The sequence below is a fragment of the Gammaproteobacteria bacterium genome (assembly GCA_033344735.1).
Taxonomy (GTDB): domain Bacteria; phylum Pseudomonadota; class Gammaproteobacteria; order UBA4575; family UBA4575; genus UBA1858.
Genome location: JAWPMW010000001.1, coordinates 755,054 through 773,019, shown reverse-complemented (window position 1 = coordinate 773,019; position 17,966 = coordinate 755,054). Strand labels below are relative to the sequence as shown.

Genomic DNA, 17,966 nt, shown 5'->3' with positions numbered 1-17,966 from the left:
GCTTGAGCGCTAGATAAGCTGCTTGAGATAAAATTGTCTAGAATTAAGTAAAAGCTGGCAAAAGTGACGTATTTCTAGTTCTTCATTCAAAGTAAAATTTATTATTTACTAGTGTAATTACTTTTAAGTTTATTCAGGGCCAGATTTAAATTTTGACCCTGAAAGTTAGGTAAAATATTGATTTCTAGCATTCGTGACTTTTAAGACAGTAATGTGCGTCGTGTTTATTGTTATTGCTAGTTGTTTGTTTTTTGTGATGATGACTTTTACTAGAACTGTCCGAGCTTACTAATGTGTCTGTGATGATATGTGAATTGACAATGTCTTTTCGGACTGACCACAATATTGCGAGCACTTCATTCATTTCTTGTTGTGCAACACCATTAGATTCACAGGCCGCTAACACATCATCAACCACTGCATTGAACTCCATCTCGCTGATATTCATGCCAGTATGCGCCGTTTTCATATCTAATCCACCGTAAGTAACGTCTGTTGCGCCAGTGGCTGCTGCGAAAATTTCAAATACGCGTTGTTTAACATAGTCTGGGTTGCTCTTTGCAAAGCGGTCCTTAACGATTGGATTTTTACTATGGTTGTCCCAGATGTCACTAACAATGGCCCTTGCTTTTTTTTCACCGCCAATCCTTTCATATAAAGACATCTCAGAAGATATTGCTAGTGATGCTGTGAAAATAACTGCTGTTGCAATTAGAATTGTTATGTATGTATTTGTTTTCATTGAAAATTATCCTCCGAAAATAATGTAATTTTTATGCTTTGGGAGAGATTTACTCATGTTGCCCCTGCATTTAAATATAGCACACAGCCCATAATGGCTATAGCACGAATGTGCAAAAAGTCGACTAGTTAGTAATTCTTAAGGAGTTTATTGTATTTGGGTGTGTTTTATACATATGCATGCTATTTAATTATTTACATCTTGGCGTCTAGTGTATTTTCGTTTATGCGGGATGACGCTGCGGACACCACCTCTAGGATCCTCAACATCGCCCGTATATCTTGGAATTAAATGAATATGGATATGTGGTACAGATTGTCCTGCAACTGCGCCCACATTAATTCCTACATTGTAAGAATCTGGAGAGTAATCCTTTTCAACAAGTTGCTTCGCTACCGCCACAGACTGCCAAAGATCCACGACTTCTGCAGGGCTGCAATCAAAATAATTTGGTACATGTCGTTTAGTAATAATCAGTATATGCCCAGGTGAGGCTGGATAACTATCGTATGTAACATAAGTTAACTCTGTTTCATGAACTATTGTTTGTTTACCACAGAAAATACATTGATCCATTTTTATTAGTACCTGAATTATTATTCTAAATATGCATCATAATACCTGATCTCATTATTAATCAATGACTTGCCAAATTGCTTCAGCGTGCTAAAGATATAATAAATTTAAGAGAGGAAAGGCGTTGAAAATCTGCTTATGAAGTTATTGATGGAGATTATGACGATGAACTATTACGTTGCGTTCAAGCTTAAAAATAATGAGTAGCAGTTTAAGCCACTACCTCATGACATGCGTACTCAAGTATCTGTCCTTTGAATTGCTTTTCTAGGTAACTTGTATCTGCAGGCTGATTTTGAGTATGTGAATAACCTAGTGCTACCATTTTCTTGCTGAAGGTTGCATGATTGCCTCGGCCAGGGTCTACAATTATCACGTGAGCATCAGCTTTTGTGTGATGATTAATGAACTCTGCTAACAAGTTTACGTTTTCTCTTTCATATAACAAATCGCTGCCTACAATTAAATCGAATTGGCCTAATTTTGTATCAATGTCATTCCAATTTGCCCGTTTGAATGGGATCACTTTGCCATTATTTAAATTGGCATTTTTAATTAGGAACTCTTCTGCTTCAGGGTGAATATCTGTTGCGCTTATATCAGCGTGATTGTGATTTAAGAGTAAGCTGACTAAACCTATACCACAGCCAACTTCTAATATTCGTTTTCCAGAATAATTATAACTTAACATGAAATTGGCTAAAACAATGCTTGATGGCCAGACTACACCAAAAAGTGGCCATGTTGCTGAAGAAATCCCTAGTTTCTTGGCAATATCATTTTCGTCGGAATATTGTTGATTGTCGCGTAATGTCCTGAGGTGAATGTCAGTACTATCAAATTCGATCGTTTGGTAACGTATCCTAACTGGTGACATTGAAATTGTTAATTAAAGAAAAGGCTCGAAATTTATTTATTTGAAGAGGAGGCTTGCTGAAGACGTGCACGTTTACCAAATTGGCGCTCGTTTAACAATTCAATGTTTTCCTCAGTAGCATTTCGAACTGATTCTAAGTCGCCTTGTCTATAACCGCTGATACGATTAGTCCCCTGTACAATTACATACTTGTACCAATCATCACCTTCTGCGCCTGATGGTGGATCTATAGGCTCAATAGATTCGATTGTGTAAAATTGTGAAGCGCTAGTTGTGATATCAGTCATAGTGTTTGTAGTAGTAGTGGGGTTGAATTTTTCGCTCCACCATATAAACAAGCAGATTGACAGGAATAATGACTTTCCAGGAGACGCTATAGTGCATGCGTTCGCCAACATTATACAGTTTAACTCATATACTAGACAGCTATTTTTAGCTTGGATTTTAATGATACGCTAAAATGGCTGATAAGATTGTAAATTTACTTAAAATGCGTGCATAAATACCAAGGTAAGAAACAAATTAACATAACAATAATGATAATGGAGCTGAACTAATGTCTTTTTCATCAGAAAATATTGCCGAATTAAATCTGCTTCTTGCATTCGATCTTTCTACTTCTAGGGTAGGAATAAAAATTCATAAAACAGCAAGTTCTGCAACAAAAGCAGCTGCAAGCAGTTTATTTGACAAAGGATTTACTTCACAAGTGGATGGTGGGTACTTGACTAGTTCTGGAATAACAGCAGCGGAACACGCCCAATCACTTTTTATGTCACTGAATCCATCAGTATTATAAATATAAATTATATTTGAATGTTCTTTGGAGAGCTTGGGCTGTTCTGGTTACTAATAAGTGCCTAATAATAGAAAATTATTATTTGGATTTAAGTTAAGAGTCTGTCTTGAGTTAGATACTTGTTTTGGGTTTAAGTGATGAATCTTAATGTAACCTGTTCCTTGGAATATATACATATCTCCATCTAAATAAAATGCTTTGGCATCCATTTCTGAGATAAGGATATTGAATTTTTCAATTGTGCTTCGTGCATTATCTAGATCGACATAACCTGTCCTGCGTATAAAAGCATCGCTAAAGCCGATACTTTTAAGTTTTTTTAGTAGTTCAGTTGCATTTTCTCTTCTTGTAAACTCACCAACAGTAACGCGTGATTTGTTTTTGAAAGTAAAGACATGGACATTATCAAAATTACGAACTTTTCGCTTATTGTCGGCAGCAAATTTTTCATATGTGCCAATCTGTACAGCAAATATTTCTGATTTTTGTGCCATAGAAATAGATGGCAAAATAATTATTGCAGCAAATAAGAATAGTATCCTTAACATAGATATATTTTACTCATTTTTGATGATTAACTTTGTCTATTTTAAGGCATCAAGTCAGTAATGTTTGTCGGAAATCTTATACCTCTTATTAAGTTGACTTCACTTTAATACGTTTTAAATTCTTTTCTTGGTAATTCTCTAATGATAATTTGACTCAAGCAATCCACTGCAGACTTTATCATTCATAAAATGAATCAATATTATCTAAAAAATGAAATTGATGAATTGATAAATTATGGTCAAAATACCTCCAGGTACTAATAACCATAGGAAACAATATTATGAATGACGTGAGTAAATGCCCAGTAATGCATACAGAGAGTAATACAGCTAATGCCGGTACATCCAACCGAGATTGGTGGCCAAATCAGCTAAATGTGAATGTTTTGCACCAGCATTCAGCTAGATCGAATCCAGCTGGTAGTGGCTATAATTATGCTGAAGAATTCAGCAAGCTTGATTTAAATGCGCTTAAGAAAGATCTAACAGATTTAATGACAGATTCTCAAGAGTGGTGGCCTGCAGATTATGGGCACTATGGTCCGTTTTTTATTCGTATGGCATGGCACGGTGCTGGTACTTATCGTACTGGTGATGGTCGTGGTGGAGCTGGGAATGGAAATCAAAGATTTGCCCCAGTGAACAGTTGGCCGGACAATGGTAACTTAGACAAAGCACGAAGACTACTTTGGCCTATCAAACAAAAATATGGCAAGCAAATCTCATGGGCAGATTTAATGATATTGGCTGGTAACATGGCATTAGAGTCAATGGGTTTTAAAACATATGGTTTTGCCGGTGGTCGTGAAGATACTTGGCAACCAGAAGAAGATATATATTGGGGTAAAGAGGATGAATGGCTTGGTGATAAGCGTTATACAGGTGAGCGTGATCTAGACAATCCTTTAGCCGCAGTGCAAATGGGATTGATCTATGTAAATCCAGAGGGTCCTAATGGTAATCCTGACCCATTGGCTTCAGCAGTTGATGTTCGTGAGACTTTTGCACGTATGGCCATGAATGATGAAGAGACAGTTGCGTTAACCGCTGGCGGACATACTTTTGGTAAATGTCATGGTGCTGGCGATGCTTCACTAGTGGGGCCAGAGCCGGAAGCTGCACCAATCGAAGCCCAAGGTCTTGGCTGGATAAGTAATCATAAAAGCGGCAAGGCGGGAGATGCAATTACAAGCGGTCTTGAAGGAGCATGGACACCATCACCAACGACCTGGGACAATAGCTACTTTGATACTTTATTCGGATATGAATGGGAATTAACTAAGAGCCCTGCAGGTGCAAATCAGTGGGTACCTAAAGATGGTGCCGGAGCTAATGTACCAGATGCATCAGATCCTTCAAAAACACATCAGCCAATTATGACAACTGCAGATATGGCAATGAGGGTGGATCCTGCTTATGAAGTAATTTCACGACGCTTTCATAAAAATCCCGATGAATTTGCTGATGCTTTTGCTCGTGCATGGTTTAAATTAACTCACCGAGATATGGGGCCACGTTCGCGTTACCTAGGCTCTGACGTTCCACAGGAAGAATTAATTTGGCAAGATCCAATTCCTGTAGGTGAGATGGTTAATGAGAATGATGTTACAGATATTAAAGCCAAAATTGCAGCTTCTGACTTATCTGTGAGTCAATTAGTATCTACAGCATGGGCTTCAGCTTCAACTTTCCGTGGCTCAGATATGCGCGGTGGTGCAAATGGTGGACGTATCCGACTAGCTCCACAAAAAGATTGGGAAGTGAATCAACCAGAAAGGCTTGAATCAGTGCTACAAACACTTGAAGGGATTCAACAGGATTTTAATAGTGCTGGCAAAAATATTTCATTTGCGGACTTAGTTGTTTTAGGTGGTTGTGTTGGTGTTGAACGAGCCGCTAGTAACGCTGGTATAGATATTACCGTTCCATTTACTCCTGGTCGTGGTGATGCAACTCAAGAACAGACTGATGTTGACTCATTTGATGTGCTTGAGCCAATAGTCGATGGTTTTCGTAACTATCAAAAATCTAAGTGTGTGGTACCGGCTGAAGATATGTTAGTGGATCGTGCTCAGTTAATGACATTGAGCGCACCTGAAATGTCTGTGTTAGTTGCAGGTATGCGAGTTTTAAATACTAACTACGATCAAACTAAACATGGTGTTTTCACCAATCAAGAAGAAACACTTAGTAATGATTTTTTTGTGAATTTACTTGATATGAACACATCATGGGTTCCAACTTCAAAGGACGCAGATGTATTTGAAGGCCGGGATCGTGTAACAGGAGAAATTAAGTGGACAGGTACACGTTTTGATTTGATCTTTGGTTCGAATTCACAGCTTCGTGCAATTGCAGAATACTATGGATGTGAAGATTCTCAAAAACAATTTGTAGAAGACTTTGTAACAGCATGGAGCAGAGTAATGGATTTAGATCGTTTTGACATTGTTTAGTTACTGATAACAGAAGCGATGTCTCATAAACATTGAGGCATCGCTTTTTATAATATGATATTTAATTTTTCCACTCGAAATAATGATGACAATGATTAGTGGATTGCAAGCTAACCATCATTCATGTAAGGGTTTATATATCCAAAGTAAATTAAAGCTATGTTTAAAGTTATTCCAATAGGAGGTAAAACAAAATCCAGCTTTCTGCTGCTTTGATTCATTTTGGATAATAGAATTAAAGCAATCTGTATAATAATAAATACGATTAGCGTTAACATGCTAGTAAGCTCAGCTAATGTAATTAGGTCGAAGCTTATAGATAAAAAGAAGATGATGCTTGCAATAGTTATTGTTGCGGTTATTGGAGTGCGGGTTTTTATATTGACCTCTTGAAAGGCTTGGAAAAACAAATTTTGTTTTGCCATTCCATATAATACTCGCGATGCCATTAGTTGTTGTACTAAAGCACCATTAATTATCGCGATAATGCTAATTAAACCCATTATAGTTGTGTTATAGCCTTTGTACTCAATGATTGATACAAGTGGTGCTTTACTATGCTCAAATACTGATAATGGTATAAAGCTGGTGCAGAATATAGATAATATTACGTATAATAATGTAGAAATAATCAATGATAGTAAAATTGCTAGAGGAACTAGCCTTGTTGGATTTTTGGTTTCTTCAGCCATATTTACTATGTCTTCAAAACCTATATAAGCGTAAAAAGAAATAAATCCAGCATAAATAATCATATGACTATTTTCAAATATTGATTTGCTTGTTGGTAGACTGATTTGATCAATTGAATCCATGTCAGCTATTGCATATATTACAAACACCAAACCCAATATTTCGATAACAGTAATAATAGCAGCAAGGTACATAGATTGACTAATACCCCATATCGAGAATACAGTTATAAATACCACTAAAGTCGATATGATTAAAATTTCTGGAGTAGGAGAAAGTGCGGTAAAGTACCCAGCAAATCCCTTTACCATGGTTGATGCTGAAACTGTGCCTATTAAAACTACAGATAAACCTACCAGTATAGAAATGATTTGAGAGTTAAAAGCTGCTTGTGTATAAGCAACCTCACCAGCACTCTTAGGATACATGGATGATAATCGTGCGAATGAATATGCGGTAATTGCTGCGATACATGACGATACAATAAAGGCGATAGGGGCGTGGGCTCCTGCTCTTAAAGAAACCTCACCAATAAGCAAGTATATGCCGGCACCTAAAATGGTGCCTACACCGTAGAAAGTTAATAATGGAAGTGATATCTTCCTTGCTAAGGATATGTTCGTCACATTTAATATTTCAAATATAAATGAATATTATTTATATCAAGCCTATAAGTTGTTAATGTGTATTCATATGTTTTCTAATTAAGTTTTCAATATGGATTAATTCGTTACTTAGACTATTAAAACCATAACTCCAGGCATTAATGATTTCGTCAGTTGCTTCTGTTTTTAATACACTGCGTATCGCATTTATAAATGCATCCTTCATATACGGATAATATTCGTTCTTTATGCCTATATGTATGTGAACATGTGCAATGGCATCCAATCTCTCATAGAATAATTCAAAATTATCCGCTTCTATGCAATAAAATAAAATTGCATCAATTAATTTTTTGCCTTGAATTGTTGACGTGTTTCTGAACATTTTTTTTAATTCAGGATGCCTTTTAAACATATTTTCATATGTTGCCTTGCCGATTTTTTCATCATTCTCTTTGAGTAATGAGTAACTTCTCTTTAATGCTTCCAGATGTATTATGTTTGCGCTTAGCATTAATTTTCTTGGATTGAATCTAGATATAATAACAATTCAAAAATAGTTCCCCGTACTAAGGTATCTGCGTGCTCATCTGATACCGAGGACCAAGTTGATGATTGGAATCGGTCACCCCAGATTGGCATATATCTAGGTCCATGTATTGCAACTTCCTCTCTACCGTCAATCATGAAAAATACTTCTTTAAATGGAAAAACACCGCCATTGTCTTTTTTTAAACGAGTCAAATCAGGAGTATCTATTGTGAGTAACTTTGCAAATACGCCATCACCTTTAGCATTGTTGCCATGACATAATGAACAGTTGTCAATGAATTCAGCTTTACCTTGTTCTTCTGTATCATAAGGTTCTTCTGCTAAACAATATTGAGTACCGCTATAGGATAGAATAAATGTAGATAAAAGTATTTTGCGTATGGTGGTTAAATTCATAATAGATACCTATGTTGTTATCTACTACTAATTTTACTCAATTAGAATGTGGAGACATTGATTTAGATCATTAGAAACATACTTAATTTGTCTATGATTTATAAGTGCGGCATATGTATTATTTTTGAATGGACTGTAGATAAACTAATATCTCAAAGATTCGTCCGCGAACAATAACATCTGAGAATTCAGACTCAGCATGATCCCATTGATTCAGATCAAATTGATTTCCCCAAATAGGCATTTCAGGTGTGCCATGCTCAGGGTTAATATCATTTCCATTAATAATTTTGTATAAGTCGATCCAGGGAAAATTATTGTTATTGTTTTTACTTAATCTAGTTAAGTCTGGTGGATTTGTAACTAAGTGATCGCTGAACATGCCATTTCCCTCTCCATTTGGCGCATGACAAATAGAGCAAAAGCGATAAAAGGATTTGTTTCCAGCTTCAATTGTCGCCATCATTTCATTGTTATCTTCTTCTGCAATCGAAGAATTAAATGTAACTGCTAACGTAATAGTAACCAGAAATTTAATCGCAGGATTTATAATATTCATAATTGACCTATATAAATTCAACTTTATTTACAGTATTAGTATTTGACTTCTCTTATTACATTTTCACATGCTCTGTTGAATCGGTATTTGATTTGTATCAATTGTTTATATAAAAGTAATTGTTAAAGTATCAGTGTTAAATGTGAGGTGATTATATGAACTTAAGTGTTATAGAAATACTAGCTTCTATTTTGATAATTTTGGCAGTGGTTAAGGTGATAATATTAATACTTAATCCGCAAATTTGGTTGAATTTTATAAGTAAAATTTATACTGTACCGATAGTAATGACAGTTATTGGTTTTATACTGTCAGTACTTGTTCTGTACTTTATTGTTAATGCTGGGATTTCAATAGTAGAGATACTAGCAGTTTGCCTGTTTATTGCTTTATTGATGCTAACGGGTTTGGCTAACTATGCTGGCGATCTTGTTGCGTGGATTAAACAGCAAGAGATCGTTAATGTAATTAAAAACCTCTGGTTATATTCAGCCATGTGGTTATTTCTTATAATATGGGGAATATATATATTGATAACCGAGTAAGAATTAATGCTAAATGACCATGACTGGCAAGATTGAAAGTAATGACGTAAATAGAAAGTATAAATATGTATTGATAATCTTTCTTATTGTATTTTCTATAATGGAGGCACTGGCTTTGGGTCTTGAAAGTCATTATAAATACGACATCTTAATGTGTCTGATTTTACTGTTTGCTACATATTATTTTAGATCACATATTTATTTGCATTGGATTCACTATTTTTTGTTTTCTATTTTTCTTTTCTTGCATTGTTGTGGAATGTTTCAACTCTATGAGACTTATCCTTTAGGCATTGAATATGATTATTGGGTACATAGTTATTTCGGATTGATTTCTTCGCTAATAATTTTGCATTGGTTTACTAAATCAGATTATAAATTTAGCCAGACATTTTGCATTATAAGTACCTTTGTTGCTGTACTTGGAATTTCTGCAGCTCATGAATTATACGAGTTTGCGGGAGCAATATTATTAGGTGAAGGCGATGGAGTATTGTTTATTGGTGCAGGTGATAAAGATCAATGGGATACGCAGAAAGATATGCTAAATAATATTATTGGAGGAATTGTAGGTGTTTCTTTTAGATTTGCTTTTAATAAGAATTGATAGAAGATTTTATTTTCTTGAATTTAATTAATAATCATCTCTAATAGCGCTATTGTTATCGTTGGATTCTTTAATTGATAATACGAAATCATATACATCGGACATAGCTATTAAATATGATTGATGACTGTAAGTGTCGCTAGACATACTTGCATTAGTGATTTGATTCAATTCTTTATCTGCTTCTTTCAAATGGTAAAGTACTTTATCGACATTCATTGCTATCCTCATAAATAAATAGTTTTTAGCTCCAGCTTCAATTACAACAAACTATCAAAATTAACTCATGAAAATGTGAAATCGCTTTTAAATTTATTTGAGCACAGTTGAACTTTGTGTGAATTATGACTTAGCGCACATACATTGTTAGTAAATCATTAATTTCTTATGCTGATATTTTATATATCACTGATTATTATTACAAAATTATGACAGTATTATTAGATAATAAAACATATTAGAAATTATAAAAATTATTAGATTGTCTTCACAAAGTTAATCCATATTTGCCTTGTCAAGTTACCTAACAAGTTATTTTGTAGCCATCTTCACATTTTTATTTTTAAAAAATAAATAAAACTGCACATATTAATAGCTAAATGATGTGAGGTGATGTCGTGATGGACCCGAATGATAGTGCAATTAATGATATGCTTGATGATTTAAATCTTGCTTTAGACGAAGAAAATAAAGAGCAATTAACAGAGCTTGAATTTGAAGAGCTCATGGATGCGTTAGATAGTCCAGGCTTATGACTTACAAAGCGGATAGACGCCATAAGGAGAGAAGACTTGAGAGAGAATTCGTTGAATTTCCTCTTAAAAATGATGATGGTGAAAAAGTCTTATGTGATCGCCGTAAGAATGTAGATAGGCGCAGTAAAATTATCGTTACATCTGAATTTATTTCAGATGCTCAATTTGCCGAATATTTTAAACATAACGATGAATAACAAAGTCTAATCATATTTAGGAGATCCAATATAATTGCTACCTGAGTAACAAGAAAATTTCTTATTAGCGTGCTCGAATATCATCTTATTCAATCGCGATTTTATGTGCATCTACTTCTGAGTTTTTAATTCTATCTAAAGTACTATCGAATAAAAATCTTACATTAATATAATAAAAAATTTTATTTTCACTATTCTAAGTATTGTCTTGTAGAGTAATATATTAATTTTTCTAAAATATAGATTAAGCGTGATATGTATTTAATGTAAATAAATATGGATAACTTGTGCCCATGCGGTAGCACTAAGCTACTTGATTGCTGTTGCGGACTACTGCATTCCGGTGAAAAGTATGCAAAAACACCAAAACAATTAATGCGATCGAGATATAGTGCTTATGCTTTGGGAGGTTTGGGTGAGTATTTGTTAAGTACATGGCACCCAAAAATGATTGAAGGATTATCCGTAGCAGCACTCTCTGAAAAATCTAATACGTGGCTTAGATTAGATATTATTGATTATAGTCAGCAGGGTGATGAGGGTATAGTAGAGTTTAAAGCTTACTATGTGAGTAAAGAAAATTCTGAAAATTATTTACATGAAAGGTCTTATTTTCAACGCTTAAATGGTCGATGGTTTTATGTCAGCGCAGTAAATAAAAAAAGTCCCCCAGCATAGCCGGGGGAGTACTGTAATTGCACTGTTAAAAGTGCAAGGTGGAGGAGTTTTTATGCTGCAGCTTTTAATTCTTCTGCAATTTGAAGTTCACCTTCGTTAGCCATTTCTTTGTCCCATTTATCTAATTGCTCACCCATATATTTATGCCATATAGATGGTATTAGAGTGAGAGCAAATAATGAGAAATAACCGCGGCCACAATTTGGTGCGCCTACGTCATCCAATTCCCAGAAATGAGTTTCACCTCTGTCATGGTGGTCGGCTTGTCTACCAATTTCGATAAAGAACCAACTTGTGAATGCCGTATTATTATCCCAGCTATGTCGATAATCGATTGGTTGACCTTTCTCACGAATTAATCCATAGTGCTCTAGATAATTTAACGCCTCTAGCTCAAAGTTGGCGATTAACCAAAGTGCACTTAATGCTGCGATACCGATCCACCCACCAGCAAACCAAAATAGTAATACTGTTGGTAAACTCATCATGTATCCGCGTATCCAACGATTTTCCCAGCTCAAAAACGATTTATCTAATCTATCTAAACGTTGCTTTTCCATATTGAATAGAAATTTACTCTGTCCTAGGCCAGATAGAGGTAAGTGCGCATAGATGCTTCTACCTCTAGGTGCAGTTGCAGGATCATCTTTATGACCTAATTCAAGGTGGTGGTTGTACACATGTGCGTAGCAGAAATGTGCTTTACCACTTAATGCCATCATCCAGCGTGCAATCACGAAACTGAAACCTTTCGTATGAGCGAGCTCATGCCCATAGATGATTCCAATACCGGCAAAAATTCCGCTTGATAAGCATGCGCCTATCAATTGAGTTCCTGTAATACCGCTTTGTATAGACAAACCAAGCAACATTGATTCACCGATTGGTACGTTGTTAACGTATTCCCATACACGCCACGCGAGTACAATTTGTAACATGGCAAATGCACCTAACATTCCATACATAACGCCATTTTGTAATCCAGGTATAGCATATGTATCTCCTAAGTCGTCAAAACCTGCTCCAGGTGTTTGTTTTCGTGTCAATGTGTCTACAATTATTCCAACTCCTAGTAGTGCCACACCTGCCCAGACCCAAGGTCCACCTGCTAATACTCCAAAAATCGCTGATAGTATTAGTAGCGGGGCGATGAAATATCTTGTGTTAACTAATAATTTCTTCATGATCTACAACTCCTTTGTTGATGTACAAGATAATGTAACTGGAACAAATACTAGGACCTTTCAGTGTTATATACAAATTATGTACATGTATAAGTTATATACAAATATATAATTATTGTAATTATGCAGAAAAATAAATGAATATTGGGATAAGAATACCCATATATAACAATATAACTAATTATAATATAAAGATATTATTTGAATTACAAATAATGTACAGGTATTTGAAGCTATTCGCATAATTCTGTACATATGCGAATAATACTTTATATAGACAGATAGTGCAGTTTTTTCTGAATGAACATTTGGTGCGCCATGGTAAAGATAAGCTCCACCCAGTAAGGCTTGAAATTTATAGTGATGAAAATTAATTGATCTTTAAAGGTCTAATTTGTTGAATACAATAACGACTGTTTATTAAACTTAGTCTGATTAATTAGCTGTTTTCCGCAAGTTGTTTCACTTATTTTGAGACCTAATTGCAAATCTAATGATTGTTTTAATGATTTTGCTAATCCATTGGCTGCAAGTCGCTGGTAGTAATTTAAAGTTGATTCATAGTAGGGAAGTAAGCTGTGAACAGACTCGTCACTGTTTAATGTATTGTAAAACTCTTGCTTAATTTCATTGATTCTATTGAGTAACAGATCATTTTTTTCCCATTGGTCTAGTGGAGAAATGCTCCAGCTTTTGTCTTCATGAAGACAACATGATGCAAAATATATATAAGGGCAATTTTTCCAAGCATCTGGTTCAATCAAACTTAATTTCCAATGGCTACCATCAAGGTACAAGTAGTATTCTCTATTAGTAATTGGCTTAAAACTGAATTTAGCACTTAATACTAATAGCGAAGTAAAAAAATCTGCCAGCCATCTTGGTATATCTTTTTTATGTACATTGACTGGTGCAAAAGACTGTAAATCACTAAATACAGCTAGTGATGCTTTACCTTGTGGGTTTGCAATAGTGATATTCTTTGCTGTCATTAGTATTTAGATTTCTTCTGTCTGTTCATAGTTAGTACATTTATGCATGAGCATTTTATTCTTAAATTAATGATATTGAAAATATTGCACTGTACTGGATTCTTTTATCTATTTTTATCTATTATGGAGATTTTCTAAAACCCGAATCCAAATTCAAAACTGCCATATTTATGGTCCCAAAACTTCCAGTCTTGTTCTTCATTTTCTGTGCTTCTTCCTATGAAACGATACTCAAATGAATATTGATTGTTGAGATTCAATCTAACACCTAATCCATTCTCAAGTATTACCCTTGATGGGTTTACTGTATGTGGACTATTATTATTGAACATTGAACCTTCTAATGTGCCATTAAAAGCAACGAGTTTGATATCGTTGTGCAAGAAGAACTGCCATCCCCATTTTTTATACTTATGATCTGGTTTATTTAATTGTTCATTACTTTTATCGCCAATAATAAACTCCCCACCAAAAGATAAATCATTAAAGACGGTGCCTAATGATACTTTGTATCTTGGATGTAAAGAGATATGTGGAAATACTTCATAGCGATTAGTTTTATATTCCAGGAAGTATTGTATGGCAACTTGATTTTTTATTTGTAAGTCCCAACCTTCTGGACGTACAAAACCAAAAAATTCATGCCATTCAGTTTGCATGTTTTCTGCTTGTGAACAAGGTCCTACACAACCTATGCTAAATTCATGTTTTAAGTATCTATCATGCAATGTTTCTGCTTCATGAAAGAAGCTTGCATAGGTCCATCCTGCGTAAGGTCTATCTCTGCTAGTGTCAATTTCATTGGGTGCAAGTGTTAGATCGGAGCTCGTGTATATTTTTTGTCCAAGTCTGAGTCCTTTAGAGGTTCTTATAAAATCTGATTTGTTTCCAAACCAATTCAAAGAGCGAAAAGCTAAATTTGATTGGGACTTTTTGTTGTCTGGGCTGGTATGACATTTAAAAAAAGCTTCAAAGCCATTTGAATAGTAACGATCTGTCCCGCCACCCAGAGTTAGGGTGCTATCATTTTCAATAATTAAGGCTGCTTCATGACTTTTGCAATCTTGCGCCAGTATCGCTTGTCCCGGGAAAGATAGTATAAATATAAACACGATCACTCTAGCCATACATATAGCATATACCAAATTGGAGCTATATAATAAAAGCATAATAATAAGATTTTATAATCATATTGTTATAGGGGTAATACCAAATAATAAGAACATTTCATGTTGGGAGAAAATTATGAGTTTATTTGGATTTGTTAAAGATATAGGTAGAAAAATTTTTAATAAAGATGAAGAAGCTGCAGAAGAAATTAAAACTTACATAGAAGGTAACAACCCTGGCGTCAGTAACTTAGAAGTTACTTTTGAGAATGGCATAGTTGGTTTATGTGGAGATTGTGATTCTGGAGAAGCTTTTCAAAAAGCTGTACTTATGGCTGGAAATGTTAAAGGTGTTATAGATGTTTATACTAAAGGCTTAAAGGTTGTTCAGAATGGTCAAGTAACACCGATGAGTTCAGCTGGAGATAATCAGCTTTTACCTGATGATGGTCTCAAGGTAGAGTACTATACAATTGTTTCAGGTGATTCTTTGAGTAAAATTGCTAAACATTATTATGGCAACGCGATGGATTATCCTAAGATATTCGAAGCGAATAGAGAAGTGATAGAAGACCCAGATAAAATTTATCCTGGGCAAAAAATTCGAATCCCCTTATAAGGATTAAATAATGGACTTGTTAAAAACGATTTTAGAATCTCAAAATGGTGGTGGAGTAGAACAGCTAGCTAATCAATTTGGCCTTGATAAGAATCAAGCAAATTCTGCGCTGGCGCAATTAATCCCTGCACTTGCTGGTGGAGTTAAAAAAAATGTGCAACAAGGGGGATTAGATTCATTAATCTCAGCGCTTAATTCTGGTAGCCATAGCCAATACTTAGATAATCCATCTCAGTTGGGTAATGCATCAACTGCTTCAGAGGGTAATGCAATTCTTGGTCATTTACTCGGCAGTAAAGATGTCAGTCGTCGAGTTGCGGGTCATGCTGCTCAAAATACTGGTATAGATTCAAGTATATTAAAAAAAATGTTACCCATCGTAGCAACAATGGTAATGGGGGGCATGAGCAAACAATCCGGGTCTGGCGGTGTACTGGGTGCATTACTGAGTGGCGGACAATCTAGGCAATCATCTGGACTGGAAAGTATGTTGACGTCATTTCTAGATCAGGATGGTGATGGTAGTGTGGTCGATGACTTGATGAGTAAATTTCTAAAATAATATTTTAAAGTCACAAGTCTTTAGGAAGCAATGCATTTAGATATTTTTTGAATGCATTGCTCTATTTCATTTTCTGATACTTCACCCCGTTTATATAATGAACTACATAAGTTTGCGGCAGCAATTTTTTTAATTGATTTGCTCTGAAATAACTTTAAAGCAGCACCGCCATCGTTAGCAATATCCTTGATTACAACTGGGCTTATCATTCCAGCAGTTTCTAGTACATGACAATAGGCTATATTGTGTATTGCCGATAACAATTTAGGACCAATAAATTGCGGAGGTATGCTTCCACTGTTTAGATTTAGTAAACGTTCTGCCGTTTCAGAATAAAAATCTAGGAAATTATTGGTATTACGAAACATCATAAATGCATTATGCACTTTTGTTTTAGAAACTAACTTATTTGAATTTTTTGCATCTATCTGTATCCATACTTCACGTCCTAGAGAATAGGAAGATTCAGGCAAATGAAATTTTTCTGGTGAAAATATTAAGAAATCTGCATCGCACCATATTACTACTTTGTATTGCTTTGCTAACTTGCTTTGTAGTAATTTTAATCTTGCTAGATCTGTGGCAATAACAATTTGGTTTTGTGTTTTGCTTAGTAATTTTTGTGGAATGTAGTCGAATAACTCATCACCAATATATTCATAATGATAATTATTTAAATCAGCCCAAGACTTCACAGAAGACAAGCATGCTTCTATCCAAGAATATGGCAATGGTTCACGATGAGATTGGATAACTAGTGTGTCTGACATTTTATCTATCAAATAACATATCAAAAAATAATTTTTTGCTATCTGGATCTATATCACGATCCATTCGATATACCGCATGTTGATTTGGGAGTGCATCTTGTGTGATCCATATACTCCATAGACCGCTTGCTTTATTAGGTAATAATGAATAACGTGTATCTATTACTCGTAAAGGGTTATTAGGATCAACAGATACATATCCTTGAGAAAACCAGGTAAATCGTTTTAAGTCTTCAGCTTGCTGTGAATCATTATCTAACCACGGAAAATCAATAGGCACATCTAGTTTTGGAGTTAATTCACCTGGGAAAACTTTATTTTTTAATCCAATTCTTACACCGTCAGTATAATAGCCCTCATCAATTTCATAAATAACTTTCCAGAGTATTAAATTTCCTAATGTAGGTTTAGCTTCAAGCCTAATAGGTGAGTGTCCTCGTTGTTTCGCTAATTGCCAACCAATCTCACTAGCGCGATGATTCTGGTATAAGCCAATGCATTGATAACAAACCATCCATATAAGGCCTGCAAATGCGAACTTAGGATTTTTCCTTATTGCAGCAATAATTATGAGTATTAGTAACGGTAATGTCAGGATTGGATCGATAATTGATACTGTGTCCCAAGAAAAACGATGATTAGTGAAAGGCCACAATAACTGAGTGCCATAACTGGTACATGAATCAAGTAAGCCGTGCGTAGCGTAACCTAAAGTACAATAGATATATGTGTGTTTGAAACTTAATTTTACACGACAACTAAAGATAAAATAAAAAATACTCGCACATATTAATCCTCCAACAGGAATAAATATTAGTGAATGTGTGAATTGCCTATGAAATTCTAAAAATAAAAGTGGATCAGATTCTGAACGTATTAGTACATCCAGATCAGGTGACATCCCTGATAAAAACCCTAGTAATCCCGCGATTAAAACTTGAGATTTTTTGCTGATTGACTGCGACATGCTTGCACCAAGCGCGCCTTGAGTAAGGGGATCCATATATGACTATGTTAATGGCTGAATTAAAGTCTATTGATATGAGTAGTTTCCTATAAAAATGTATCCACTTGTAGGGTTTCTTGTATATTTGACCTGTTCATATGTTTTATTTAGCCAAAATTCAGGTAATTATGTTCGCTAA

24 protein-coding genes are annotated in these 17,966 nt (G+C 35.0%); 9 read left to right on the top strand and 15 right to left on the bottom strand.

All coding sequences use genetic code 11. The features are described 5' to 3' along the window. Positions 1-184 precede the first annotated feature (184 nt). The 4 genes from R8G33_04050 to R8G33_04035 form a co-directional block, all read right to left on the bottom strand. The gene (locus R8G33_04050; GenBank protein MDW3094826.1) at positions 185-742 is read right to left on the bottom strand and encodes a group 1 truncated hemoglobin; all 558 of its coding nucleotides are present in this window, start codon (positions 740-742) and stop codon (positions 185-187) included. Positions 743-928: 186 nt separating this feature from the next. Then, positions 929-1,318 (bottom strand): HIT family protein, encoded by a 390-nt coding sequence (locus R8G33_04045; protein MDW3094825.1) that lies wholly within the window; start codon positions 1,316-1,318, stop codon positions 929-931. A 211-nt stretch (positions 1,319-1,529) separates the two neighbouring features. Next, positions 1,530-2,195, bottom strand: coding sequence for a methyltransferase domain-containing protein (locus R8G33_04040; GenBank protein ID MDW3094824.1), 666 nt, complete (start codon positions 2,193-2,195; stop codon positions 1,530-1,532). Between the two features lie 32 nt (positions 2,196-2,227). Further along, the gene (locus tag R8G33_04035; protein ID MDW3094823.1) at positions 2,228-2,482 is read right to left on the bottom strand and encodes a hypothetical protein; all 255 of its coding nucleotides are present in this window, start codon (positions 2,480-2,482) and stop codon (positions 2,228-2,230) included. Between the two features lie 269 nt (positions 2,483-2,751). On the opposite strand from R8G33_04035, the gene R8G33_04030 reads away from it, so the two are divergent. Continuing rightward, a complete protein-coding gene (locus R8G33_04030) occupies positions 2,752-2,994 on the top strand; it encodes a TIGR02647 family protein (GenBank protein MDW3094822.1) in 243 nt (80 codons plus the stop codon). A 50-nt stretch (positions 2,995-3,044) separates the two neighbouring features. Here R8G33_04030 and R8G33_04025 read toward each other — a convergent pair whose 3' ends face one another. Next, positions 3,045-3,542: an SPOR domain-containing protein gene (locus R8G33_04025; protein MDW3094821.1), complete on the bottom strand. Its 498-nt coding sequence runs from the start codon at positions 3,540-3,542 to the stop codon at positions 3,045-3,047. 281 nt (positions 3,543-3,823) lie between these two features. Here R8G33_04025 and katG point away from each other — a divergent pair, with 281 nt between their 5' ends. Beyond that, entirely contained in the window at positions 3,824-5,998 is a 2,175-nt protein-coding gene (gene katG / locus R8G33_04020) for a catalase/peroxidase HPI (protein MDW3094820.1), read from the top strand. A 110-nt stretch (positions 5,999-6,108) separates the two neighbouring features. Here katG and R8G33_04015 read toward each other — a convergent pair whose 3' ends face one another. From R8G33_04015 to R8G33_04000, 4 genes are all read right to left on the bottom strand, one after another. Continuing rightward, entirely contained in the window at positions 6,109-7,317 is a 1,209-nt protein-coding gene (locus R8G33_04015) for an amino acid permease (GenBank protein ID MDW3094819.1), read from the bottom strand. A 52-nt stretch (positions 7,318-7,369) separates the two neighbouring features. Then, on the bottom strand, positions 7,370-7,810 hold the full coding sequence (locus tag R8G33_04010) for a globin domain-containing protein (GenBank protein MDW3094818.1): 441 nt from the start codon (positions 7,808-7,810) through the stop codon (positions 7,370-7,372). Then, positions 7,810-8,244 (bottom strand): cytochrome c, encoded by a 435-nt coding sequence (locus R8G33_04005; protein MDW3094817.1) that lies wholly within the window; start codon positions 8,242-8,244, stop codon positions 7,810-7,812. Before R8G33_04005 ends, R8G33_04010 begins: the two co-directional genes overlap by 1 nt. 118 nt (positions 8,245-8,362) lie before the next feature. Beyond that, the gene (locus R8G33_04000) at positions 8,363-8,803 is read right to left on the bottom strand and encodes a hypothetical protein (protein ID MDW3094816.1); all 441 of its coding nucleotides are present in this window, start codon (positions 8,801-8,803) and stop codon (positions 8,363-8,365) included. Positions 8,804-8,958: 155 nt separating this feature from the next. Between R8G33_04000 and R8G33_03995 the strand changes: the two genes are divergently transcribed. Both R8G33_03995 and R8G33_03990 read left to right on the top strand, forming a co-directional pair. Beyond that, the gene (locus tag R8G33_03995; GenBank protein MDW3094815.1) at positions 8,959-9,348 is read left to right on the top strand and encodes a hypothetical protein; all 390 of its coding nucleotides are present in this window, start codon (positions 8,959-8,961) and stop codon (positions 9,346-9,348) included. A gap of 19 nt (positions 9,349-9,367) precedes the next feature. Then, entirely contained in the window at positions 9,368-9,955 is a 588-nt protein-coding gene (locus R8G33_03990) for a DUF2238 domain-containing protein (protein ID MDW3094814.1), read from the top strand. A 27-nt stretch (positions 9,956-9,982) separates the two neighbouring features. Here the strand turns inward: R8G33_03990 and R8G33_03985 are convergent, their stop codons facing one another. Beyond that, positions 9,983-10,174: a hypothetical protein gene (locus tag R8G33_03985; GenBank protein MDW3094813.1), complete on the bottom strand. Its 192-nt coding sequence runs from the start codon at positions 10,172-10,174 to the stop codon at positions 9,983-9,985. A 398-nt stretch (positions 10,175-10,572) separates the two neighbouring features. Here R8G33_03985 and R8G33_03980 point away from each other — a divergent pair, with 398 nt between their 5' ends. The 3 genes from R8G33_03980 to R8G33_03970 all read left to right on the top strand — a co-directional run bounded on the left by R8G33_03980 (position 10,573) and on the right by R8G33_03970 (position 11,585). Then, positions 10,573-10,710, top strand: coding sequence for a hypothetical protein (locus R8G33_03980; protein MDW3094812.1), 138 nt, complete (start codon positions 10,573-10,575; stop codon positions 10,708-10,710). Then, entirely contained in the window at positions 10,707-10,907 is a 201-nt protein-coding gene (locus tag R8G33_03975) for a hypothetical protein (GenBank protein MDW3094811.1), read from the top strand. Before R8G33_03980 ends, R8G33_03975 begins: the two co-directional genes overlap by 4 nt. A gap of 276 nt (positions 10,908-11,183) precedes the next feature. Continuing rightward, on the top strand, positions 11,184-11,585 hold the full coding sequence (locus R8G33_03970) for a YchJ family metal-binding protein (protein MDW3094810.1): 402 nt from the start codon (positions 11,184-11,186) through the stop codon (positions 11,583-11,585). Between the two features lie 50 nt (positions 11,586-11,635). Here the strand turns inward: R8G33_03970 and R8G33_03965 are convergent, their stop codons facing one another. From R8G33_03965 to R8G33_03955, 3 genes are all read right to left on the bottom strand, one after another. Continuing rightward, entirely contained in the window at positions 11,636-12,769 is a 1,134-nt protein-coding gene (locus R8G33_03965; protein ID MDW3094809.1) for a fatty acid desaturase, read from the bottom strand. A gap of 389 nt (positions 12,770-13,158) precedes the next feature. Further along, on the bottom strand, positions 13,159-13,761 hold the full coding sequence (locus R8G33_03960) for a hypothetical protein (GenBank protein MDW3094808.1): 603 nt from the start codon (positions 13,759-13,761) through the stop codon (positions 13,159-13,161). A gap of 134 nt (positions 13,762-13,895) precedes the next feature. Further along, the gene (locus tag R8G33_03955; GenBank protein ID MDW3094807.1) at positions 13,896-14,888 is read right to left on the bottom strand and encodes a lipid A deacylase LpxR family protein; all 993 of its coding nucleotides are present in this window, start codon (positions 14,886-14,888) and stop codon (positions 13,896-13,898) included. A gap of 118 nt (positions 14,889-15,006) precedes the next feature. Here R8G33_03955 and lysM point away from each other — a divergent pair, with 118 nt between their 5' ends. Further along, the gene (gene lysM, locus R8G33_03950) at positions 15,007-15,489 is read left to right on the top strand and encodes a peptidoglycan-binding protein LysM (protein MDW3094806.1); all 483 of its coding nucleotides are present in this window, start codon (positions 15,007-15,009) and stop codon (positions 15,487-15,489) included. A gap of 10 nt (positions 15,490-15,499) precedes the next feature. Further along, the gene (locus tag R8G33_03945; GenBank protein MDW3094805.1) at positions 15,500-16,051 is read left to right on the top strand and encodes a DUF937 domain-containing protein; all 552 of its coding nucleotides are present in this window, start codon (positions 15,500-15,502) and stop codon (positions 16,049-16,051) included. A gap of 20 nt (positions 16,052-16,071) precedes the next feature. Here R8G33_03945 and R8G33_03940 read toward each other — a convergent pair whose 3' ends face one another. Together R8G33_03940 and R8G33_03935 are read right to left on the bottom strand one after the other, a co-directional pair. Continuing rightward, positions 16,072-16,821, bottom strand: a complete 750-nt coding sequence (locus R8G33_03940) for a hypothetical protein (protein ID MDW3094804.1) — start codon at positions 16,819-16,821, stop codon at positions 16,072-16,074. A gap of 1 nt (position 16,822) precedes the next feature. After that, complete coding sequence (locus R8G33_03935) at positions 16,823-17,824, bottom strand: metal-dependent hydrolase (protein ID MDW3094803.1); 1,002 nt, start codon at positions 17,822-17,824, stop codon at positions 16,823-16,825. Positions 17,825-17,966 lie beyond the last annotated feature (142 nt).